Origin of the sequence: Streptomyces sp. NPDC047042 (assembly GCF_040644035.1) — a bacterium.
GTDB lineage: Bacteria > Actinomycetota > Actinomycetes > Streptomycetales > Streptomycetaceae > Streptomyces.
In genome coordinates this window covers 62,919-84,707 of the sequence record NZ_JBEYVP010000039.1, presented here as the reverse complement: position 1 = coordinate 84,707, position 21,789 = coordinate 62,919, and the positions used below count along the sequence as shown (strand labels likewise).

Below are 21,789 nucleotides of genomic sequence, written 5' to 3'. Positions count from 1 at the left end.
CACCACCATGATCAGACAGCGCGGAACTACGGGAAGTACCTGGCGGATCAAGCTGCTGGAACAGGAGAACGAGGTCGTGCGCCGGGCCGCGGCCCACCTGTTCCAGGCACATCTGCCAGGAAAAGGATCTACCCGCTCGTGAAAGAGCTGGACGTAGGAGGTGTGCCCGCCACGGTCACGTGTCGGGTCCTGAAGCTCGCCGACGAGGGCGAACAGGACAGTGCCGGCCAGCGTGACGCGCAGCGGGCAGTCCTGGCCGGTGTTGCAGGAGCACCCAGGAGGGCACGACCCACAGCAGAACGAGGGCGATCAGGGGATAGAGCGCATCAGGTGGTGCAGTCAGCTCTGCCGCGGATATTGCGGTGCGCTGTCGGAGGGGCGGGTGTCGCTGGTGTCCGTCACGCTTCCCCTCCCTGACCAGCTGCCGTCTCGCGCACCGTATCCGCTCGTCTTCGGGTTGGTCGCCGGACAGGCGCAGTCACACACTCCGCAGTCAGGAAACCAAGCCCGCTTGAACGCAGTGCCGAACTGGCGAGGTAGGAGTCGGGCGCCGGGGACGGGCTGGCGATCGGCGAGGCGGCCGATCAGCCCTCTCGCCGTACGCAGAGCCTCTGCACCCTTGGCTGCCAGGCGGGATACGTCACATCGCGATCACCTTCTGCTATTTACTAGGACGTCCTAGTATCTCTGGAGTCGCCGCCCTGCTCTGCCCGGGAAGGTCCCCCATGCCTGATCTGCATCGCCCCGTGCACCCTGTCCGTCTGGTCACCGCTTCGGCGCTGTTCGACGGCCACGATGCCTCGATCAACATCATGCGGCGGATCTTCAGTGGCAGTCCGTACGCCGGGCCCTGGCCACCCAGCTGACCATCAACCGGGAGTGGGGCCTGGCGGTGAACGAGAACCCGCTGCAGGGGTCGTTCATCATCGACGAACTCACCGCCTGGTCGAGGACGTCCTCCAAGAGTTCGAGCGGATTAGCGAACGCGGTGGCGTGCTGGGCGCGATGGAGACCGGCTACCAGCGTGGCCGTATCCAGGACGAGTCGTTGCTCTACGAGCAGCGCAAGCACGACGGCTCTCTGCCGCTGATCGGCGTCAATACCTTCCGCAACCCGCAACCCGCAACCCGCAACCCGCAACCCGCACGCCGACACCGCCGAGCCGGGCGTCGTCGAACTCGCCCGCGCCACCGAGGAAGAGAAGCAGTCCCACTTGGCACGCGTATGCGACTTCCACACCCGCCATCACGACCAGGCCCTGACCGCCCTGGACGCCCTCAAGGACGCGGCCGTACGCGGCGAGAACATGTTCGCCGTCCTCATGGACGCCACCCGCGTCTGCTCCCTCCAGCAGATCACCGAGGCCTTCTTCGAGGTCGGCGGCCAGTACCGCCGCAACGTCTGACGTCACAACCGGCAGCAACTCATGCTTTCCGTACAGATAGGATCTTAAGTGGAACCCATCACCCGTCTCGGCGTAGTCGGCTCTGGCCTCATGGGCTCCGGCATCGCCGAAGTCGCCGCTCGCCACGGCCTTGGCGTCCGCGTCGCCGAGGCCACAGCCGACGCCGCAACGGCAGGCCGCCGCCGTATCACTGCCTCACTCGACCGAGGCGTGCGGCGCGGCAAGCTCACCGAGGAGCAGCGGGACCAGGCGCTGGCCAGGCTCTCCTTCACCAACGATCTCGGCGAGATGGCCGACCGTCAGTTCGTCGTCGAGGCCGTGGCCGAGAACCGCGACATCAAGACCGACGTTCTGCGTGCCCTGGACAAGGCGGTTGAGGACCCCGAGGCCGTCCTGGCGACCAACACTTCCTCCATCCCCATCGTCGACCTCGCCGTAGCCACCGAACGACCCGGCCGGGTCGTGGGCATGCATTTCTTCAATCCTGTCCCCGTGCAGCAACTGGTCGAGGTCATCCCCTCGCTCATCACCTGGCCCGCCACCGTGCAGCGCACCCGTGAATTCGCCGAGCAATTGGGTAAACAGGCGATCCAGGCGCCCGACCGCTCCGGCTTCGTCGTCAACGCGCTCCTCGTGCCCTATCTGCTCAGCGCGGTCCGTATGGTGGAGTCCGGAGCCGCACGCCCCGACGACATCGACCAGGGCATGGAATTGGGCTGCGCTCACCCCATGGGCCCGCTCCGCCTGCTCGACCTCATCGGCCTCGACACCGCCCAGGCGGTGGCCGAGTCCATGTACGAGGAGTTCAAGGAGCCTCTGTACGCACCACCCGCCCTGCTGCGCCGCATGGTTGCCGCCGGCCACCTCGGCCGCAAGAGCGGACGAGGCTTCTACACCTACGACGCCTGAACCAATGGCTACCCAGCGGTTTCGACACGTGGAGGAGGCGTCGTGGCATTATCCCTCGATTTGTTTGTAGTGAGGAGCGCCAGACTTCGCTCATTCTGCTGTTGGTGCGAATCGCACGTCAGCCGACCGTCGCCTTGAGCGGCAGTTCGGGTCGCTCGCGCAGGCCACGGTGTCGACACCCTGTTGGCCTCGGCCAGCGACCCGGCTTCTGCCACTTCGTGTCGGCCGGCGCTCCGCGAACATTTCGCAGCTCCTGGCTAGAAGCGAACCCGAAAAACATACGTATCACGAGTCGGCAACCGAGACATGAGATAGGTGGTCCAGCCGTGACCCGGTCCCAGATACCTGCGGCAGAACTCGAGCCCGTCGACCTCATGCATGGGCGGGTCGATGAAGCCCTGGAGATGGAAAACTTCTTGAAGCTCAATATCTCGGGCAAGGACAAAGCGGCCTATGTGCTGTCCTACGACAAGAATTCCGACTACTCGCTGTGTGCCGACTCACTCCCGCAGCCTGAGGTGCCGACCGGGCAGCTCTACCACTTCCGCTGGATCAGCCACACTGTCTACCCCGGCGTTTCGCGCAGTGTGTGGCTCTACCTCCCGGCGGGTGCCGAGCAGGCCGGTAGCGTCAACCTGTTGGTCTGCCAGGACGGACCGGATTACTTCGGTCCGTTGGTAAACGCGACCACCGTGCTCGACAACCTCGCCCACCGAGGGGAGATCCCGATGACGGTAGGTCTGTTCGTCGCGCCGGGCGAGCAGGGTCCCGGGTACCCGCACTTCGGGGGTGACCACAACCGGAGCATCGAATACGACTCGGTGAGCGCCGACTATGCCCGGTTCCTGGATGAAGAACTGTTCCCCGTGGTGCGGGCGCGCGTGGCGTTGACGAGCGATCCGCGAGGACGCGTGATTTGCGGTATGAGTTCAGGTGGGGCATGTGCCGTGACTGCCGCATTTCACCGCCCCGACGTGTTTGGCAACGTCATCTCTCACTGTGGAAGCTTCATCAATGTCCGTGGCGCACATAATCTGCCATCCATGATCCGCCAGTCGCCGCGCAAGGCGATTAGGGTCTGGCATCAGAGTGGCAGCCGCGACTTGGATGTGATCTTCGGGAATATCCCGATCGCCAACCACGACATGGCTGCGGCGCTCAAATACCGTCGCTACGATTCGGTGTTCGAGTTCGGGACTGGAGGGCACACCCTCCGTCACGCAGGGGCGGTGTTCCCCGAGACGCTGCGCTGGATATTCCGCGATCAGGTCGAGGATCGCTAGGCCGATTGAATTGCTAGTTCATTATCAATTTCTGCACGCTTCTGCCGTATTGGCTGGGCTCGCTCCCTGGGATCCTCTCCGGCTCCGAGGGCCTGAAGAAAAGGCACGAACCAGGTCCAGCGGGTCGTGATGGCGAGGAACCTGCCGTAACTGCAAGGAGTGGGCTGCCCGCGCTGGCGGCGTGAATCGCTTAGAAAGGGCTGGTCCCGCGAAGAATCTACGACGGGAAGCGGGCTCCTCCTCGTCGACCGCGGCGGCGTGGGGCCGCGATCTTCGCCTCCGCAAGCGAACGCTCATTGCGCAGACGCCCCGTCTATGTTCCAGATGTTTTGTTCACGGCGGGGATCAGGGAGGAGCTCACGCAGACGCTGGCGACCTCCTCGATCACGATGACCGTGGCCAGCGCGTCGGCGCTGGCGCCGCCGTACTCCTCGGGGACGCGCACGGCATGCAGGTCGCCCGTCACCAGCGCTTCCAGCGCCTCGCGCAGATCATGCGCGTCACCCGGCTCATGGGTGTGGCGTGAGCTGCCCCAGGAATGATGCCCTGCACTGCGCGTTCCTGAGTGCCGTGCTTTGCGTCCTGGCCATCAGCCACGCCTGCGACCATGGCCGGTATGGGGCCGGACGTGAGGCATGCACCACGCTGCCCTCATCCCGCACCCGGGTGAGGAATCGCGGCTTGCGAGCCTCCCCCTTTTTCTGATCAGTGCGCTGAAGTCTTTCTTGGATAATCGCCAAATCTAGCCAATTGTGTCAGCGTATCTCCAATTCCTGCAGCGGGGCAGGGCTGGCAGCCTTCAGCCACTCAAACCTGCTTCGCACTTCGAACATGGCAACCCGAACTACTACTTCGTCGAAGTGGATCATCCGAGCGCGCTGGGTTCCGTGCAGCTGAGAGCCGGTCTGATCACGGGCTCCGGCTCGGCCTCGGCAGCGATGATTATGTCCGAGGAAAGGCCCGCGAATGAGCGCAGCGCCGGACCACGGCTGGGTGAAAACCTTGGCGCTCTGGATCTCTTCTTCAGCGTCATGGCCTGCTCAGGATCCTTCGGGGTGGCCTGAGATTGGCGGAATCTATCACCCAACGACTTGAAGACAGGATCGACAGATGCCCGATGTGACCATCGACTACGATCTCCCTGCCACGATGCGGGACGGCACCGTGTTGCGGGCAGACGTCTACAGGCCTACGAGCGGCGGGCCGTGGCCCGTGCTGCTGGCTCGGCTGCCTTATGGCAAGAACGAACCGCTGATGATCGGTGGGCTCGATGCGACGGGCATGGCACGCAAGGGCTTCATCGTGGTCCTCCAGGACACGAGGGGCCGGTTCGCCTCGGATGGTGAGTGGGAGCCGTGGACGTTCGAGGCGGACGACGGCTACGACACGGTCCGGTGGGCCGCCGCACTGCCGGGCTCCAACGGCTCGGTCGGCATGGTCGGGGGCAGCTATCTCGGAAATACCCAGTGGACGGCGGCCCTGGCCAAGCCTTTGGAGCTGAAGGCCATTGCCCCGCAGATCACCTGGTCCGAACCGAACGACGGTCTGTTCGCCCGTGGCGGGGCCATCGAGCTGGGATTCAACGTGGCGTTGGCCCTCATGGTGGGGGCGGACACCTTGATGCGGAGGCATGCTGGTGATCCGGACGCCCTGGGCGCGGCGCTGAGCGCGCTGGTCCATGACATGGACACGGCGGCTGCGTCCGTGAACTGGGAGCTTCCGGCCGGCAGGCATCCCGTCTACCAGCGTCATGGCATCCATGACTTCGGCTTCGAACACGCGCTGCGGGATCCCGAGTGGAGTGCGGCCTGCCGGGTGGCGGGCCGTCAGGCAGAGGTCGACCTGCCCAGCCTGAACGTGGGCGGCTGGTACGACATCTTCTGCCAGGGCACGCTGGACAACTACGTCGCGAGCAGGGCGGCTGGGCGGCAAGCCACGCTGATCATGGGACCTTGGACGCACGAGGAGCGCACAGGCCAGATCGGCGACGTCAACTTCGGCGTGGCCGCGAGCGCGGACGTCCTCGGCTTCCGTGGCACGCTCACCGACGCCCAGAGCGCATGGTTCCGTAAGTGGCTCACCTCGGACGCCACCTCTGGGCCGGAGCTGCCGCCGGTGCTGCTCTTCGTCATGGGGAGGAACGAGTGGCGCGAGGAGCAGGAGTGGCCGCTCTCACATGCCATTGACACGGACCTGTTCCTGCGCGCGGAGGGTGGCCTCGGCTTCAACGCTCCCGCGCCGGGCGAGGGCAGTGACATGTACGTCTATGACCCAGCCGACCCGGTGCCGACGACGGGCGGCGCGATCCTGATGTCCAGCGAGTTCAGACGAGGGCCGCTCGACCAGGCGCGGGTGGAGGCCAGGCCGGACGTTCTCGTGTACACCAGCGAGCCTCTGGCCGAGGACCTGGAGGTCACCGGTCGTGTCCGGGCGTTCGTCCACGCGGCGACGGACGCCCCGTCGACGGACTGGGTCGTCCGGCTATGTGACGTCGACCCCGAGGGCGTCTCTCTGAACGTGGTCGACGGGATCGTGCGGGCAGCCACCACCCCGGGTGAGTTCACCGAGCACGCCGTCGATCTGTGGTCCACCAGCTACGTGTTCCGCGCCGGCCACCGCCTGCGCGTCCACGTGACCTCCAGCAACTTCCCCCGCTGGGACCGCAACCTCAACACCGGCGAACCCGTCGACAGTGGCACGGACTTCCGCCCGGCACGCCAGGAGATCGGGCACGACGCAGCACGGCCCTCCCGCGTCGTGCTCCCGGTCGTCCGATCCTGAACCGGTTCGGTCGGTTCGACGACAGCGCCGGAATCGGCACCAGTCAGTGCCACGATGCGGCCCGCCGGGCGCCCTTCCAGGGCCGGAGAGAAACCCGGCGCGGCACCGGGCCGCCTCGCGCGCCGATACGCTCGGAAGGCCAGAACTGGAGCGATGACCAACCGGCCACGACCAGGCCGATCGAGGCCAGCTTTCCAGGATGGCTTGCCGGCTGATCCCCACGGCCAAGGAGACGAGCGCGGGGAGTCCCACCATCCCCGCGATTGCGGTCAGCTGACTGATTTCGATGCCACCCACCTACTGTCCCGGACCCAGGGTGCCGCCCGGAGGCAGCAATTCGCCGGCATCTCGGCGCCTTGTCCGTAGTCGCGGCCGAGTGCTTTGGAACTTCACTGACTGGGGTCTGCGACGTTCGCATTCTCACCATTTGCGGTGATCCGGCGAGGTCGTAGCCTGTCGGGCACTACACGTTCAGGCCGTATGCCCGGGGTCGGGCAGCGCCGCCGGCAGAAGGAGAGGGTGGCAAGTGAGGACGGACATTGCGAGGACGCTCGATATCGAGGTTCCGATCTTCGCCTTCTCGCACTGTCGTGACGTCGTTGCCGGCGTCACGAAAGCCGGGGGTTTCGGCGTGCTCGGTGCGGCGTGGATGACCCCCGACGAGCTCGAGATGTCGATCAAGTGGCTCGAGCGCGAGGTCGACGGCCGTCCGTTCGGGGTTGACCTCGTCTTCCCCGGCACGGGAGGTGACGAGAAGAGCCCGGCGGAGTACGCCGCTTCCATGCCGACCGACCAGCTCGGGTTCGTCAACCAGATGATGCGCGACGCCGGCATCTCGGACGTCACCGAGGAGCTGCAGCGCGAGTTCATCGCCGAGAGCGCCGGCAGACTGAGCATGACCCGGGAGAAGAGTCAGGAGCAGCTGGCGATCTCGTTGGCGCACCCCTCGGTCAAGGCGGTCGTCGGTGCCCTCGGCGTCACGCCCGACTGGGTCGTCTCGGAAGCCCACGCAAAGGGAGTCCAGGTCGGTGCCCTGGTCGGCAGTGGTCGCCACGCAGCCAAGCAGCGTGACGCCGGTGTCGACTTCATGGTCGCCCAGGGAACCGAGGCCGGCGGCAGTGTCGGCTCGATCACGTCCGTCGTGCTGTGGCCACAGGTCGTCGAGGCGGCAGCGGGAGTACCCGTGCTGGCGGCCGGCGGTGTCTCCCGTGGTTCGCAGATCTTGTCGGCTTTCTCGTTGGGTTGCCAAGGTGTCTGGCTCGGATCACTCTGGCTCGGGACTACCGAGGCCGAGCTGAACGAGGAGCAGCGCCAGCGGTTGTTCCGGGCTGAGTCCGAGGACGCCGTCATCTCGAAGATGATGACCGGCAAGCAGGGGCGCATGCTTCGGACGAAGTACACCGACACTTGGGAGAGCGATGGAGCACCACACCACTTGGTGTGGCCGATGCAGTCCATCCTGTGGGGTTACGCGAACACGCGCGCGGAGCGCGGACACAACCTCGACTACTGGACCTATTCGGTCGGGCAGATGGTTTCGGACATGAAGGCCACGACTACCGTGAAGGCCGAGATGATGCGGTTGATCGATGAGTACGTCGAGGCGCTGGAGGCCCTTGAGCGGGTCACGTCCATGCTGTGACGTTCCACGCCGAGGCGCCAGGCGGCGCGTCCGCAACTCGGGAGGGGAGCCGGCCGTACCGCTCGGCCTCACACGCCTTCGGGTTTGGCGCTCTGGATGACGCCCACCTTGATGGACAGCCACGATATGTGGCCCCAGCCCGCGATACATATGGTGCGGTGACGTTGGGCTCGCATAGAGGCGCGATCGAATCCGAGCAGGGACAGACGCACGTCCTACCACGTCATCGAGGTCGGTGTCGTCACCTCCGACGAGACCCGCCCCGATGGCGGGCGCCGGCGGCCTGAACGCCGCTGACCACGGTCGCGAAGTACATCGGCGGAGAGCTGTCCCCGGGGCCGACGGCGAAGACCGTCCAGAAGATCCTTGACTGGGCCGCGGGCGATGTAAAGACCACCTACCACCCCTGCGACACCTGCAAGACGGGCACAGACGAGGAGTGGGTCGTCTCAACCCCGCGACGATGCGGTTGCACGGCGTGGAAGGCCTGCGCGTCGTATCGATGTGTCGGTGGTGCCCACCATTCCGAACGCCAACCTTTACGCACCCGTCATGATGATCGCCGAGAAGGTCACCGACCTCATCTTGGTTTAACGACCCCTTGGCCCCCCGAGCGCGTCTACTTCTATCGCTATGACCGGGTCTCCTAGGACTCGACCGAACCGGTCGGTTGCAGGAATTGTGGATTCGCCAAGAACCCTCCTCGTCGTCTGCGCACGCTCCAATGCGCCTCCGCTCGCAGTTCGCCGAGACTGGGAGAGCAGACACCCGAGACCGCGCCTGGCGAAGCCGATCCCTTACACGCTCGCGAGTTGACCCCAAGCTTCGCTGCCCCTGGTCGCCGGCTCTCAAAGAGCAGCCGGTCGGATCCTTGATAGCGCAGACAAGGGAAACGTGAACCTGACCGTCGTGGTCAATCCCGACCTCGCACCTTGAGACATCCGACGGCAGCCGACGTAGAAAGGGAACAAGTCAAGTGCAGACGCAAGCAGGCGTTCCGACCGCTATGAACGCGGTCGTCCTCACCGGCCATGGCGGCATCGATCGGCTGTTCAGTCGGGGCGACGCACCGACTCCGCAGCCACAAGAAGGTGAGGTGTTGGTTCGGGTCGGCGCGTGCGGACTCAACAACACCGACATCAACACCCGGACGGGCTGGTACGACCGAAAGGTTGAGTCGAGCGTGACGGAGGAGCTCGGACTCCACGGTCGCGACGACGACGCCGGCTCCTCCTGGCTCAAGAGCGCAGTCGGCTTCCCGAGGATCCAGGGCGCCGCAGTCGCCGGCCAGGTCGCTGCGGTAGGCGCGGAGGTTGATCCCGCACGTATCGGCCAGCGAGTCCTGGTCGACCCCTCCGTCCGCGACCCCCGGCTGCCGCTGCGGGCACAGCTGGTCGAGTACCTCGGCAGCGAGCGCGACGGCGGTTTCGCCGAGTACGTCGCCGTACCGTCGATCAACGCACATGTCATCGAAAGCCCGCTCAGCGACGCGGAGTTGGCGACGTTCCCCTGCTCCTACGACACGGCCGAGGAGATGCTGGCTCGCGCCGACCTCGGCGAGGGCGAGATCATCCTGATCACGGGCGCAGCCGGCGGCGTTGGCACCGCACTCATCCAGCTGGCCCACGTACGCGGAGCTCGCGTTGTCGCGGTGGCCGGCGAGTCGAAGCGCGAACGCCTCCAGGCGTTGGGCGTGGACTACTTCGTGGCACGAGACGCAGCCGACCTCCAGCAATCCGTGGAGGCTCTCGTCGGCGAACAGGCCATCGACGTTGTTGCCGACGTAGTCGGCGGCGAGTTGTTCGGCCCGATCCTCAAAGTGCTCCGTCGCGGGGGCCGGTACACCACGTCCGGCGCTATTGGTGGGCCTGTGACCGCCATGGATCTGCGTGACCTGATCTACAAGGATCTGGAGATGTACGGCATCACCAATCCGACCGGCGACACCTTTGCGCGACTAGTCGCGCTGATCGAGGGGGGTCGGCTCAAGCCGATGCTCGAGGCGTCGTACCGGCTCGAAGAGCTGGCAGCGGCGCAGGAGCAGATGCTGAAGCGCGCACACGTCGGAAAGTTTGTCGTCGTCCCGTGACGCAGACGGGCCCCCGAAGGGCTCTAGCCAGCCTCCTGCCGACGCCGTCGAAGTGCATACGGCAGGCGCAGCGGCCAGTCACAGACTATTCGGCATGGAGCAACGTGCCACCGAGGCGCCAGGTGCTGGCGAGGACGGCTGAGCGAACTCTCGATTGGCCGGACGACAAGCTGCTTCCGATGCTCAAGCCACGTCTGCGTGACGTCGTTACCACGAATCTGACCTGCATCCGCCGCCCTGAGGTGCGGCTGGTGCCGCAGCAGACCACCGAAGATACGGAGAAGAGATCATGAGCCACCCCGCCAACGCTGCATCGGTAGCAGCATCGACGGTGCAGAGCTGGCTGGCTGAGCCGAGCGACACCGATGTCTCGTTGATCATCAACCCCGCGACCGAGCAGGCGATCGCGAAGTACCGCAACGCGTCGACCGAGGAGGTCAATGCCGCTGTGGTGCGTGCACATGCCGCCCGGACGTCTTGGGGACAGACACCGCCCAGTGAGCGTGCCGAGCTCCTGTTGAAGATCGCAGACGCGGTCGAGCAGGAAGCCGAGGAATTCGCCGTCATGGAGAGTAAGAACACGGGGCGGCCGATCACCCAGTCACGCGACGAGATGCCATGGGCTTGGGACGTGATCCGGTTCTGCGCCGGCGCCGCACGGGTGTCGCACGGCCCAGCCGCCGGCGAGTACGCGAACGACAGCACGTCGTGGATGCGGCGCGAGCCTCTAGGTGTGGTTGGGCTGATCACGCCCTGGAACTACCCTCTGCTCATGGCGGCCTGGAAGCTGGCTCCAGCCCTCGCCGCTGGCAACACCGTGGTCATCAAGCCGGCCGAGTTGACCCCGCTGACGACGATCAAGCTCGTCGATCTGATGAACCGCTTCCTTCCCGACGGCGTGGTCAACCTGGTGCTCGGCGATGGCCGCGCCGGCCAGGCCATCGTCGAGCATCCCCAGGTGCGCAAGATCGCGCTGACGGGGGACGTGAGTACCGGAAAGGCCGTCGCTGCCGCTGCCGCTGGGACATTGAAGCGGACCAGCCTCGAGTTGGGAGGTAAGGCTCCGGTCCTGGTGTTCGCCGACAGCCCCGTGGCACAGACGGCCCGCGACCTCGCAGAGTTCGGTTTCTCTGCCACCGGACAGGACTGCACTGCGGCTTGCCGGATCATCGTCGAAGAGGCTGCCTTCGACGAGTTCGTCGACGCCTATGTCGCTGAGGTCGAGAAGATCAGGGTGGGGAACCCGGATGACCTGGGAACGACGATGGGGCCCCTCATCTCCGAGCGGCAGCTGAAGCGCGTCGAGGGGTTCGTTGACCGTGCCCGGGCTGAGGGTGCCTCGATTCGCACCGGCGGCGAACGGCTTGCTCGCGACGGCTGGTTCTACGCACCCACCGTGGTGACGGGCGTCGGCCAGGACTCAGAGATCGTCCAGCGCGAGGTCTTCGGACCGGTCGTCACGATCCAGCGTGCCCGCAACGACGACGAGATGCTCGAGTGGGCCAATGGCGTCGACTACGGACTCTCTGCCAGCGTGTGGACCACGAATCTGGCCCGCGCGATGCGTTTCACGCGGGAACTCGAGTTCGGCACCGTCTGGGTCAATCAGCAGATCTTCACGGCAGCGGAGATGCCCTTCGGAGGGTTCAAGAACTCCGGCTATGGCAAGGAGCTCTCGGGCATCGGCCTCGACGAGTACTCGCAGTTCAAGCACGTGATGGTGAAGGCCGAACTGGCGCCCTGAGATACCCGGCCTTTCGGTGAGCGCCACCCGTCGAACGGGTGATTACCCCAGTGCCGATGCGGTGCGGATGCGAAGGGGTAATGCCGGCGATAGCCGCAGTAACCTCCAAAACCAACGCGACATCGTAGAGAGCGAAACGAGGAGGCAGGAAATGAAACTGCTTGAAGGACAGGTAGCCGTCGTCACTGGGGCGGGGCGCGGCATTGGACGGGGGATCGCAGAGGAGCTCCTGATCGCGGGCGCAAAGGTGGTGATCTCGCAGCGGAACGAGAGTGAACTGCGCCGGGTCGCCGAGGAACTCGGCGAGATGGGGGAGGTCTCGGCCTTCGCCTGCGATGTTTCGCAGTATGACGAGGTCCAGGCGCTCTGCGATCACGCCGTGGCGGTGTTCGGCAAGCTCGACATCCTGGTGGCCAATGCGGGGACCTCGAGTTACAGCCCCTTCCTCGAGATGAAGGAGGAAGACTGGGATCGGGTACTGGGGGTCAATCTGAAGGGCTGCTACCTGTCCGGACAGGCTGCGGCGCAGCGTATGGCCGCAGCAGGGAACGGCGGCAGGATCGTCCTGATCTCGTCCATCTGCGCGTCGGCTGCAGAGCCCAACAGCGCTCCCTACACGGCCAGCAAGGGTGGGGTGTCCGCGCTGGCAAAGGCAATGGCGGTCGATCTGGCACCGCATCGAATTACCGTCAACGCCATTGCGCCAGGCTGGATTCATTCGACCTCCACGTCCGCGATCACGCCCGAACCGCTGCTGACGGGGGAGCAGCCATTCCCGCTGAACCCGCTCCAGGTGATTGGTCAGCCGCAGCAGATCGGCAGCACTGTCGTCTGGCTCGCGAGTCCTGGCGCCAGCTTCACGACAGGTTCAGTAATCACCGTGGATGGGGGACAGACTGCAGTCTTGCAGACGGTTAACCAGCGCGCGCTCGGCAATTTGTGACGACGGGCGAGGGGGCTCTGATAGGCAGCGGCCTCAGTCGCGCCGATAGCTACCGAAGAAGGAATGAAAACATGACTCGCACGTATCTCGTAACAGGATCCGCCTCTGGAATCGGCAAGGCCACTGTCGCGAAGCTTCGGTCCGACGGGCATCGCGTGATCGGTGTCGATCTAGAGAACGCCGACATTGTGGTGGATCTGAGCACGGAAGACGGCCGTGCCGACCTGGTCGAACAGGCCCGTGAACTGAGTGGAGGTGCCATCAATGGAGTACTGGCCGTCGCAGGAGTGTTGGTATCGGCATCGCCATCCGTAGCCGTGAATCACTTCGGAGCGGTGGCAACCCTCGAAGGCCTGCGTCCGTTGCTCGCCGCCGCAGACAAACCTCGCGCAGCCGTAGTGGCCTCTCGAGCGATCATCGATGCGAACGACGCGAAGCTGCTCGAACTGATCGAGTCAGGAGACGAGGCCTCTGCTCTTGCCCACGCCGATTCCCTTGCGGCAGCAACTGACGCTGCGGGCTCGAGTGTGGTCTACATCACATCGAAGCTCTCATTGGCCCGCTGGGTACGGAGGAACGCGCCCTCAGATGACTGGGGTAAATGCGGAATCGCCCTCAACGCGGTAGCACCCGGCGTCATCCTCTCTCCCATGACGATCCCGGTCCTTGCAACCGAAGAAGGGCGCGCAACACTCGACAAACATGCCCCAGCGCCTTTCGGTGGCCCCGCAGCAGACCCCTCGGCAGTCGCGAATCTCCTCGCATGGCTAACGAGCTCGGATAACCTCTTCGTGACTGGCCAGATCATCTATATCGACGGAGGGGCCGAGAGCATTCGTCGCCCCGAGTTCATTTAGACGCGATGTGTGGTTGAGTTTGGACTCCTCCATTCGCGGGAACTGCGGGTTACGTACCAGAGAGATATCTGGCGCGCCGACCACATCCGTCAGGATTTCCCTGAGGACCCCACAACGTACAAGCGTCGAGTTTCGTGTTTAGGCAGCGGGCGTTGTCGGCCGCAATCGATCAGCGCACTGGCGAGATCGATGAGCGACAAATAGGTGTAGTACACGGTCCCGTGCTCAGTTACTGAGGTTGAACCAGGGTTGTCGTAGCCGCTGACAGGGCTTGATCCTCGCGGTGCGCCGTTCGTTATGAGGCACCGCGCGGTGGCGGTCTGTCGGACGAGCGCCGGCAGTTCCGCAAGGGATCCGGGTTTGGCGGCCGAGCGGCTAGTGTCTTGAGTCGTAAGTTCGTGGGCGATTGTAGGGTGGGGTGATGCCGGGTCCGAAGCCGTTGTCGTTGGAGTTGTCCGATCACGAACGCCGGGTGCTGCGAGGCTGGTTGCGCAAGCAGACCGCGTCTCAGGCACTGGTGTTGAGGTCGAGGATCGTGCTGGCGTGCGCGGAAGGCCTGTCGAACGCGCAGGTCGCGGACGACTTGGGTGTCTCGCGGGAGACGGTGCGTAAGTGGCGGTCCCGGTTTGCCGCCGACCGGCTGGAGGGCCTGGTGGACCGCCCGCGTTCGGGAGCGCCGCGGAAGATCACGGACGAGCAGGTCGAAGCCCTGGTCGCCAGGACCCTTGACCAGGCGCCACCGACGGGTGATTCGCACTGGTCGACGCGTTCGATGGCCGGGGCGGCGGGGATGTCGCAGTCGGCCGTCTCGCGGATCTGGCGGGCGTTCGGCCTCAAGCGGGGCTTCGAAGTTGAGCGGGGTCTGGCCCGAGTCGGTCTGTCTCGTCGTCACGATCGGTTAGTACGGGGCGAGTTGGCCCGGGATGAAGGAAGCCCGTGGCCGTGAGTGATCATGGCTGTTCTCTACGCAGCTTGATCACCTGGACACACGGGCTTGGACAACAATACGACGTTGCTGCTCGACCTGGACGGCCTGGCCGTTGAGAAGGTCGAGCGGCTTGCGGACGGCACCCGGCGGGTGCTCCTGACCACCGCGGACGAGGCCGCGCGGGCCTGCCCCTTGTGCGGGGTGTTCGCCACGCGCGTGAAGGGCTTCGTGCAGACTCGCCCACGCGATCTGCCCTTCGGTGAGCGGGGGCTGGAGCTGGTGTGGCGCAAGCGCCGCTGGTACTGCACCGAGCCGGGCTGCCCGCGCCGGACCTTCACCGAGCAGGTGAGCCAGGTCCCGGCCGGGGCGAGGATCACCGAGCGGCTGCGCGGTGCGGCCGGGCGGCGGGTGCGCGACGCGGGTTCCACGGTCGTCCAGGCGGCCCGGGACCTGGGCCTGTCCTGGCCCACGGTGATGGACGCCTTCCGCACGGCCGGGCAGGCGGTGACTGCTGCGGCCCTCGAACCGGTCGAGGTCCTCGGGATCGACGAGACCCGCCGGGGACGCACGCAATGGCGCCAGAACCCGGAAACCGGCAGGTGGGAGCCGGTGGCGGACCGCTGGCACACCGGCTTCGTGGACGCCTTCGGCGTCCAGGGCCTGCTCGGACAGGTCGAGGGCCGGGCCCCCAGCGACGTGCTGGCCTGGCTCGCCACGACACCGCTCCAGTGGCGTCGGCAGATCCGCTACGTCGCGATCGACATGTCCGCCGGCTACCGCGCCGCCATCCGCACCGGGCTGCCCCACGCCACCGTGGTCGTCGACCACTTCCACCTGGTCCAGCTCGCCAACAAGATGCTCAACATCGTCCGCAGGCGGACCACCGCCTCCCTGCGCGGACGGCGCGGACGAGCCCGCGACCCGGAATGGAAGGCCCGGCGTCGGCTCCTGCGCAACCGGGAAGACCTCACCGACGCCCAGTTCACCACGATGTGGAACGCACTGATCGACGCCGGGACGATCGGGATGACGCTGCTGACCGCCTGGATCGCCAAGGAACGGCTCCGGGACCTGCTCGCCTGCGCCCGCACCGGCGCCGACCGCCATCGCATCGGCCACCTACGCTTCAAGTTCCTGACCTGGTGCGCCGACTCCGAGATCCCCGAAGTCCGCCAACTGGCCGTCACAGTGGACCGCTGGTGGACCGAGATCGCCGCGTTCATCGCCACCGGCCACAGCAACGCCAAAAGCGAAGGCATCAACCGCGTGATCAAGCTCGTCGCCCGCGCCGCCCACGGCTTCCGCAACCCCACCAACCAACGCCTACGCACACGCTGCGTCACCACCCGCCGAGCCCGCGGACACCTCCACCCCGCTTAAATTCGAAGACCCCCTCAAGCCGCACATCGTGGAGACGTGGAAGCTGTCGACCGACCCGCAGTTCGTGAGCAAGGTCCGTGACGTTGTGGGTATTTACCTTGCCCCGCCCGAGAACGCCCTGGTCCTGGCGGTGGACGAGAAGTCGCAGATACAAGCCCTGGACCGGACCCAGCCCGTGCTCCCGATGGCGCCGACCACGCCGGCGAAGATGACCCATGACTACGTCCGGCACGGCACGACCAGCCTGTTCGCCGCCCTGGACATCGCCTCCGGCTCAGTCATCGCCCAGCTGTCGGCGTACGCTCCCTTCGGGTCTGGCGGGTACGTTTGAACGTCCCCAGTTGCTAGGCCACTTCCGTCTCTCGCTCGATGGCCTGGAGGCGGTTCTTGAGCCGGTAGCTCGGGCCGTTGATCGCGATCACTTCGCAATGGTGGAGGAGCCGGTCGAGGATGGCGGTGGCGAGGACCTCGTCGCCGAAGACCTGGCCCCATTCGCTGAAGGTCTTGTTCGAGGTCAGGATGATGGAGCCCTTCTCGTAGCGCTTGGAGATCACCTGGAAGACCAGGTTCGCCTCGGCGCGTTCGAGGGGCTGGTAGCCCACCTCGTCGACCACGAGGACGCTCGGCCGCAGATAGGTGCCGAGTTTGTTGACCAGCCGCCCGGCCGACTCGGCCGCCTTCAGGTTGCGGACCATGTCGTCGAGGCTGGTGAAGTAGATCGAGTAGCCGGCCCGGCAGGCCGCGACTGCGAGGGCGACGGCGATATGCGTCTTGCCCACCCCGGGCGGCCCCAGCAGGGCGGCGTTCGCCTTGCCGTCGACGAAGGAGAGGCTGGCGAGGTCTTTGACCTTGCGCGGGTCGAGCTCGGGCTGGAAGGAGAAGTCGTACTCGTCCAGCGTCTTGTGGTGCGGCAGCTTGGACAGTCGCAGGCCCTGGCGGAAGCGTCGGTCGTCGCGGACGGCGAGTTCCTCAGACAGGACCAGGTCGAGGAAGTCGAGGTAGCCCATCTTCGCCTCGTCGGCCCGGCGGGTGTACTCGTTGATGGTTTCCGCGAGGTGGGGCAGGCCGAGCTTGCCGGCCGTGGTGCGGATGCGGTTGCCGGTCAGTTCGTCATAGACCGACAGCGGCCGCCTCCCGACCTCGATCTGGGTTGCGGCGGACCGGTTCAACAGTGCCTGCAACGGTTCGATGCGACTGGACGTCGAGGACTCGCTCCGCGGTGGTGGCGGTTTGTCGCCCGTCGTGGTGCGGCGGTTCTTGCCGGTCGGCAGGCCGTCCCAGTGCTCTTCCTGTTTGACGACCACGCCGCGGCCGACCGCCCGCGGATGGCTGGACAGCAGGGTCTCGCCGCTGGCATCGGGAACGGTCGTGTGCAGCATGACCTGGGACTTCGTCGCCCTGATCTCGACCAACTGACGTGGGCGGACCTTGCGGGCGGGCACCGAGTAGAGGTTTCCGCCGAACGCGACCAGGCAGTCCTTGCCGACCGGCCGCAGATGCCGCTCCGCCACGAGATAGGGCGACGGCGGCAACGGCTTGAGGGCGGCGTGATCCCGAGCGGCCCGGTGCCCGATGACCTCGTGGTGGGTGGCGTGGGTGCGGGCGCGTCGCTGCGGCACCCACGCCATGAAGGCGGCATCCAGTTCCTCGAGCGAGGAGAACGCCCGCCCGGCCAGCACGTGATCACGCACGATCAGCACCTGGCGTTCGACTCGGCCCTTCCCGGTGGGCCGGTAGGCGGCCAGCACGTCGATGTCGAAGTCGTAGTGGCCGGCGAAGCCGACCGCTTCCGGATGCAGAGGCACCGCCTCGCCCGGGGCGACGTGCCGGCGCACGACGGTCTTGGTCCGGTCGTAGACGATCGACATCGGCACCCCGCCGAAGTGCGCAAACGCCCGCCGGTGGCAGTCGAAGAAGGTCTGCAGGTCCTGGCTCGTGGTGAAGCAGCAGAACGGGTCGCGTGAGTACGACAGCACCGTATGGAACGAGTAGACCTTCGGGATTCCCAGGTGGGCGAGGATTTTGCCTTCATCGCCCCAGTCGACCTGGGCCTGGGCCCCGGGAACCACCTCGAAGCGGCGGTGCATACCCGCCAACTCCCGCGGCTGGATCCCCAGTTCACCCGCGATCCGCGGCCGGGCCTCCTGCAGATAGAGCTTGACCCGCTGGTAGTTGATCGTCGAGCCGTACTCCTTGACCAGACGCTCGTGCACGACGGCGCCCTTGATAAGGATCTCTGCCCGCAGCATCGCGTCGATCAACGGCGCAACCTCGTCGACCACCTTCCTCCGAGGCCGGCCGTTCGACGTCCGTCTCGGCGGCACCGACGCCGCCGTGCTCGACAGATACTTGCGGACCGTCTTGCGGTCCAGCCCAGTCTCCTTGGCCACCTCCGTCAGGCTGACCGCTCCTGACTCGACCAGAGCACGGAACCGCCGCAGTTCCAGCCAGCGCTGCGGGTCCAAAACCACCGCGCCACCGCCCTCCGCCACCCTTCACCGGACAAGCAGCAGAGTGCCGGGCACCACGACTCACCGCACCATCAAGCGTCCCTTTTCACTCGTACGCGACCGGGGACGATCGTGTGTACGCCGATACCAGCACTACCGCCGCCACCGCCACCAGGAGTTCCTCCGCTTCCTGAAGGTCATCGACGCCGCCGTCCCCCAGCACCTCGAACTCCACCTGGTCCTGGACAACTACGCGACCCACAAGACCGAGCCGGTCAAGAAGTGGCTGCTTCGACACCCCCGCTTCCACCTGCACTTCACCCCCACCTCGGCGTCCTGGCTCAACCTCGTCGAGCGCTGGTTCGCCGAGCTGACCTCCCGCAAACTCCGCCGCTCGGCCCACCGCAGCGTCGTCGAACTCGAACGGGACATCCGCGGCTGGATCAACGAGTGGAACAAGAACCCCAAGCCGTTCGTCTGGACGAAGAGCGCCGACGACATCCTCGACACCCTCGCCGCCTACTGCACACGAATTAACGACTCAGGACACTAGCCTCTGGCTTCAGGGGGAGGCCCCATGCTTGTGATGCCTTCGGTCAGCCACGCGTGCCGGACGGAGCGGGTCGATGGCGGCCGGCTGCGCCACGCGAAGTAGACGGACTCAGCCACGCGCGCAGGACACCAGAGGCCAGCTGGACCGGCAGGCCTTCGTCGGCCATCACGTCGATGGCTTCGGACGGCCTTTTGGGGAGGTTGTTTCGCCAAGGAGTTCAGCAGCTCTGCGGTGGATCTTCACCTCCGCCTCCAACTCGGCGATCCGCTTTCGCGCGCGGCAGCCAGTTCGGCATTCTCAGTGGTCGTGGTGCCGGATGGCGTCCCGCTTCGTGGTGTAGCCGATCAAAGTGGGGGCGTACGCCTCGGGGCGTGTGTCGATAGGTGTTCCGCTCTCTGCCCGGCAGGCGGGCCACCATGCAACCTCCCTGGTGAACGGGCAGTTCAACCAGGAGGTGCATGATGGCCCTGTCCCAGCATGACTTACTTCGGCTGCTGGAGTCTCTGCGTTCGGCGGACGGACTCGAACTCGTGCGGTCCGTGGCCGAGCGGATGCTTCAGGAGCTGATCGAGGCCGAGGCGACGTCGAGGATCGGCGCGGAGTGGAACGAGCACACCGAGAATCGCACCGCGCTGCGCAACGGGCACCGCGACAAGACGCTGACCACGTAGGCTGGTGACCTGGACCTGGTCATACCCAAGCTGCGCGCGGGCAGCTTCTTCCCGAGCCTGCTGGAGCGTCGTCGTCGCATCGACCAGGCTCTGTTCGCCGTCGTCATGGAGGCGTACGTCCACGGCGTGTCGACCCGCTCGGTCGACGACCTGGGCAAGGCACTGGGAGCGGACAGCGGGATCTCCATGAGCGAGGTCTCACGGATCTGCGCGGACCTGGACACCCAGCTGACCGCGTTCCGCAGCCGGTCCCTGGAACACACCCGCTTCCCCTACGTCTACGTCGATGCGACCTACTGCAAGGCACGGGTGGCGCACCAGATCGTCTCGCGGGCCGTGGTGATCGCTACCGGCATCACGGAGGACGGCGGCCGCGAGGTGCTGGGGGTGATGGTTGGCGACAGCGGGAACGAGGTGTTCTGGACCCAGTTCCTGCGCTCCTTGCGCGAACGCGCCTGGGCGGTGTCCGGCTCGTGCTCGGCGATCACCACTCGGGCCTGGTCAAGGCGATCCGCAAGGTCATGATCGGTGCGGCCTACCAGCGCTGCCGGGTTCATTTCCTGCGCAATGTCTTCGGCGTGATCTCCATGGACGCCGCGGAAATGGTCGCCGCGACCATCCGCACCATCTTCGCCCAGCCCGACCAGGACGCTGTCCGCAACCGGCTCGACACGGTCGCCGACATGCTCGGCGCACAGTTTCCCCAGGTCAAACAGATGCTCCTGGACGCCAAGGACGACCTCACCGCCTTCGCTCCCTTCTCGGAACGGCACTGGAAGAAGATCCAGTCCACGTACCCGCTGGAGAGGATCAACCGCGAGATCAAACGCCGCGTCGACGTCGTCCAGGTCTTCCCCAACGACGACGCGCTCCTGCGGCTGGTCGCCGCCGTGCTCTTCGAGATGCACGACGAGTGGATCGCCTTCCCCCGCCGCTACCTACCCGAAGGCAGCATGGACCAGATCTACCCCACCGAGCCCCGCGAAAGCGCCCGAACTCCACAACACCACCAACACGACCGCCGATTGATCGCCTACACCACGTCAAGGGACACGACCTGGTGCGGGCAACTGGCCAGTGTCGATCAATTGCTGGCGGCGCCACTCGTAGATGGTTCGCCGCGCTGGTTCTCAGGAGCTGGTCCACTTCAGCGATCGTGCGTCCGGATGCGGCCAAGTCCAGGACCCTGCGACGAAACTCGGGAGGATAACTACGGGGCACGACAGCCTCCGGACGCTGCTGGACGGTCAATTCTCCAGCAAGCTGACTCCATCAGACCCGGGGCACATCACAGCCTCCACCGATCCCGCAGCGGTTCAGTCGTGCTGGTCATGCTTCATGAGCCGTCGTTTGACCTGTACCGGCTTCAGGTTTGCTGGAGGGCGGACAGCTTTTCCGCGACGAAGGTTGTCACCGCTTTTTGGTGCTCGCTCACGAAGAAGTGCCCGCCGGGGAAGACCCGCAGGTCGAAGGCGCCGGTGGTGCGATCTCGCCAGGCGTTGGCATCGGTCTCGGTGGTGCGGGGGTCGGAGGCGCCCGTGAGGGCGGTGATCGGGGTGCGGAGGACGGGGCCGGGAGCGGAAACATAGGAATTTAGCGCCAGATAGTCGGCGCGCAGGGGTTCCAGGATCATGTGAAGCATGTCCTCATAGCCCAGCAGGCGGTGGTCGGTGCCGCTCAGTTTCCGTAGTTCGGAGAGCAGGGCGTCATCATCGGTCGGGTCAATGGTCTCGTCGCGAGGCTGCGTCGAGGCGCGGCGACCGGAGACGAAGAGCATTTCCAGGGGATGGTTCAGGCGCTGCTCGAAGCGTCTGGCCACTTCGAAGGCGAGTACTGCACCCATGCTGTGACCGAAGAATGCCAGTGGGCGGTCGCTGAATTCCGCGACCTCGTCGAACAACTGATCGGACAAGGTGTGGAGGTCTGCGGGAGGGGGTTCGTGGCGCCGGTCCTGGCGGCCAGGGTATTGCATGGCGAACGTGTTGAAACGATCGGACAGTGTCGTACAGAATTCACGATAGTAGCTTGCGGAGCCACCTGCGTGCGGAAAGACCACGAGAAGTGGCGCTTCGGGCGGTCCGGTGCGGTAACTGCGAAGCCACACGCTCGATGAGTGTTGTGACGGGTTCTTCGTGTCCTTCATATAAATTCCTT

At 65.7% G+C, this 21,789-nt stretch carries 15 protein-coding genes and 5 pseudogenes; 16 read left to right on the top strand and 4 right to left on the bottom strand.

The features are described 5' to 3' along the window. Positions 1 to 725 precede the first annotated feature (725 nt). The 4 genes and pseudogenes from ABZ855_RS36875 (at position 726) to ABZ855_RS36860 (ending at position 3,597) form a co-directional block, all read left to right on the top strand. A complete protein-coding gene (locus tag ABZ855_RS36875; RefSeq protein WP_360814436.1) occupies positions 726 to 866 on the top strand; it encodes a hypothetical protein in 141 nt (46 codons plus the stop codon). Next, positions 836 to 1,405 (top strand): annotated as a pseudogene (locus ABZ855_RS36870) (methylmalonyl-CoA mutase family protein); the annotation flags it as partial. The gene ABZ855_RS36875 and the pseudogene ABZ855_RS36870, both read left to right, overlap by 31 nt. Before the next feature lie 48 nt (positions 1,406 to 1,453). Beyond that, complete coding sequence (locus ABZ855_RS36865) at positions 1,454 to 2,314, top strand: 3-hydroxybutyryl-CoA dehydrogenase (protein ID WP_360814434.1); 861 nt, start codon at positions 1,454 to 1,456, stop codon at positions 2,312 to 2,314. Positions 2,315 to 2,640: 326 nt separating this feature from the next. Beyond that, on the top strand, positions 2,641 to 3,597 hold the full coding sequence (locus ABZ855_RS36860) for an alpha/beta hydrolase-fold protein (protein ID WP_360814432.1): 957 nt from the start codon (positions 2,641 to 2,643) through the stop codon (positions 3,595 to 3,597). Between the two features lie 328 nt (positions 3,598 to 3,925). Here the strand turns inward: ABZ855_RS36860 and ABZ855_RS36855 are convergent. Next, positions 3,926 to 4,084, bottom strand: a pseudogene (locus ABZ855_RS36855) (acyl-CoA dehydrogenase family protein); the annotation flags it as partial. Positions 4,085 to 4,349: 265 nt separating this feature from the next. On the opposite strand from ABZ855_RS36855, the gene ABZ855_RS36850 reads away from it, so the two are divergent. The 10 genes and pseudogenes from ABZ855_RS36850 to ABZ855_RS36805 all read left to right on the top strand — a co-directional run. Continuing rightward, the gene (locus tag ABZ855_RS36850) at positions 4,350 to 4,661 is read left to right on the top strand and encodes a hypothetical protein (protein ID WP_360814430.1); all 312 of its coding nucleotides are present in this window, start codon (positions 4,350 to 4,352) and stop codon (positions 4,659 to 4,661) included. A 46-nt stretch (positions 4,662 to 4,707) separates the two neighbouring features. Then, positions 4,708 to 6,378 carry a CocE/NonD family hydrolase gene (locus tag ABZ855_RS36845; protein WP_360814428.1) on the top strand — a complete coding sequence of 557 codons (1,671 nt, stop codon included), beginning with the start codon at positions 4,708 to 4,710 and terminating at the stop codon, positions 6,376 to 6,378. A gap of 526 nt (positions 6,379 to 6,904) precedes the next feature. Continuing rightward, positions 6,905 to 8,020 carry a nitronate monooxygenase gene (locus ABZ855_RS36840; protein WP_360814426.1) on the top strand — a complete coding sequence of 372 codons (1,116 nt, stop codon included), beginning with the start codon at positions 6,905 to 6,907 and terminating at the stop codon, positions 8,018 to 8,020. 976 nt (positions 8,021 to 8,996) lie between these two features. Further along, complete coding sequence (locus tag ABZ855_RS36835) at positions 8,997 to 10,109, top strand: alcohol dehydrogenase family protein (protein WP_360814424.1); 1,113 nt, start codon at positions 8,997 to 8,999, stop codon at positions 10,107 to 10,109. A 289-nt stretch (positions 10,110 to 10,398) separates the two neighbouring features. Continuing rightward, positions 10,399 to 11,853: an aminobutyraldehyde dehydrogenase gene (locus ABZ855_RS36830; protein WP_360814422.1), complete on the top strand. Its 1,455-nt coding sequence runs from the start codon at positions 10,399 to 10,401 to the stop codon at positions 11,851 to 11,853. 151 nt (positions 11,854 to 12,004) lie between these two features. Further along, on the top strand, positions 12,005 to 12,796 hold the full coding sequence (locus ABZ855_RS36825; RefSeq protein ID WP_360814420.1) for an SDR family NAD(P)-dependent oxidoreductase: 792 nt from the start codon (positions 12,005 to 12,007) through the stop codon (positions 12,794 to 12,796). Positions 12,797 to 12,867: 71 nt separating this feature from the next. Next, entirely contained in the window at positions 12,868 to 13,653 is a 786-nt protein-coding gene (locus tag ABZ855_RS36820) for an SDR family oxidoreductase (protein WP_360814418.1), read from the top strand. Positions 13,654 to 14,074: 421 nt separating this feature from the next. Continuing rightward, complete coding sequence (locus ABZ855_RS36815) at positions 14,075 to 14,599, top strand: helix-turn-helix domain-containing protein (RefSeq protein WP_360814416.1); 525 nt, start codon at positions 14,075 to 14,077, stop codon at positions 14,597 to 14,599. A gap of 48 nt (positions 14,600 to 14,647) precedes the next feature. Continuing rightward, a complete protein-coding gene (locus tag ABZ855_RS36810) occupies positions 14,648 to 15,961 on the top strand; it encodes an ISL3 family transposase (protein ID WP_360814414.1) in 1,314 nt (437 codons plus the stop codon). 13 nt (positions 15,962 to 15,974) lie between these two features. Continuing rightward, positions 15,975 to 16,250, top strand: a pseudogene (locus ABZ855_RS36805) (IS630 family transposase); the annotation flags it as partial. A gap of 55 nt (positions 16,251 to 16,305) precedes the next feature. Here the strand turns inward: ABZ855_RS36805 and istB are convergent. Next, a complete protein-coding gene (gene istB / locus ABZ855_RS36800) occupies positions 16,306 to 17,067 on the bottom strand; it encodes an IS21-like element helper ATPase IstB (RefSeq protein ID WP_360814470.1) in 762 nt (253 codons plus the stop codon). Further along, positions 17,053 to 18,432 (bottom strand): annotated as a pseudogene (gene istA / locus ABZ855_RS36795) (IS21 family transposase); the annotation flags it as partial. The gene istB and the pseudogene istA, both read right to left, overlap by 15 nt. A gap of 43 nt (positions 18,433 to 18,475) precedes the next feature. Between istA and ABZ855_RS36790 the strand changes: the two are divergent. Both ABZ855_RS36790 and ABZ855_RS36785 read left to right on the top strand, forming a co-directional pair. Continuing rightward, positions 18,476 to 18,964 (top strand): transposase, encoded by a 489-nt coding sequence (locus ABZ855_RS36790; protein ID WP_360814412.1) that lies wholly within the window; start codon positions 18,476 to 18,478, stop codon positions 18,962 to 18,964. Between the two features lie 461 nt (positions 18,965 to 19,425). Continuing rightward, a pseudogene (locus tag ABZ855_RS36785) lies at positions 19,426 to 20,606 on the top strand (IS256 family transposase); the annotation flags it as partial. A 395-nt stretch (positions 20,607 to 21,001) separates the two neighbouring features. Here the strand turns inward: ABZ855_RS36785 and ABZ855_RS36780 are convergent. Continuing rightward, positions 21,002 to 21,778 carry an alpha/beta fold hydrolase gene (locus ABZ855_RS36780; protein ID WP_360814410.1) on the bottom strand — a complete coding sequence of 259 codons (777 nt, stop codon included), beginning with the start codon at positions 21,776 to 21,778 and terminating at the stop codon, positions 21,002 to 21,004. Positions 21,779 to 21,789: the final 11 nt, after the last annotated feature.

Bases quoted from the DNA above. Each gene is read 5' to 3' on its own strand.
- ABZ855_RS36825 (WP_360814420.1), top strand. From the start codon at position 12,005: ATGAAACTGCTTGAAGGACAGGTAGCCGTCGTCACTGGGGCGGGGCGC.
- ABZ855_RS36815 (WP_360814416.1), top strand. From the start codon at position 14,075: ATGCCGGGTCCGAAGCCGTTGTCGTTGGAGTTGTCCGATCACGAACGC.
- ABZ855_RS36830 (WP_360814422.1), top strand. From the start codon at position 10,399: ATGAGCCACCCCGCCAACGCTGCATCGGTAGCAGCATCGACGGTGCAG.
- ABZ855_RS36845 (WP_360814428.1), top strand. From the start codon at position 4,708: ATGCCCGATGTGACCATCGACTACGATCTCCCTGCCACGATGCGGGAC.
- ABZ855_RS36820 (WP_360814418.1), top strand. From the start codon at position 12,868: ATGACTCGCACGTATCTCGTAACAGGATCCGCCTCTGGAATCGGCAAG.
- ABZ855_RS36875 (WP_360814436.1), top strand. From the start codon at position 726: ATGCCTGATCTGCATCGCCCCGTGCACCCTGTCCGTCTGGTCACCGCT.
- ABZ855_RS36780 (WP_360814410.1), bottom strand. From the start codon at position 21,778: ATGAAGGACACGAAGAACCCGTCACAACACTCATCGAGCGTGTGGCTT.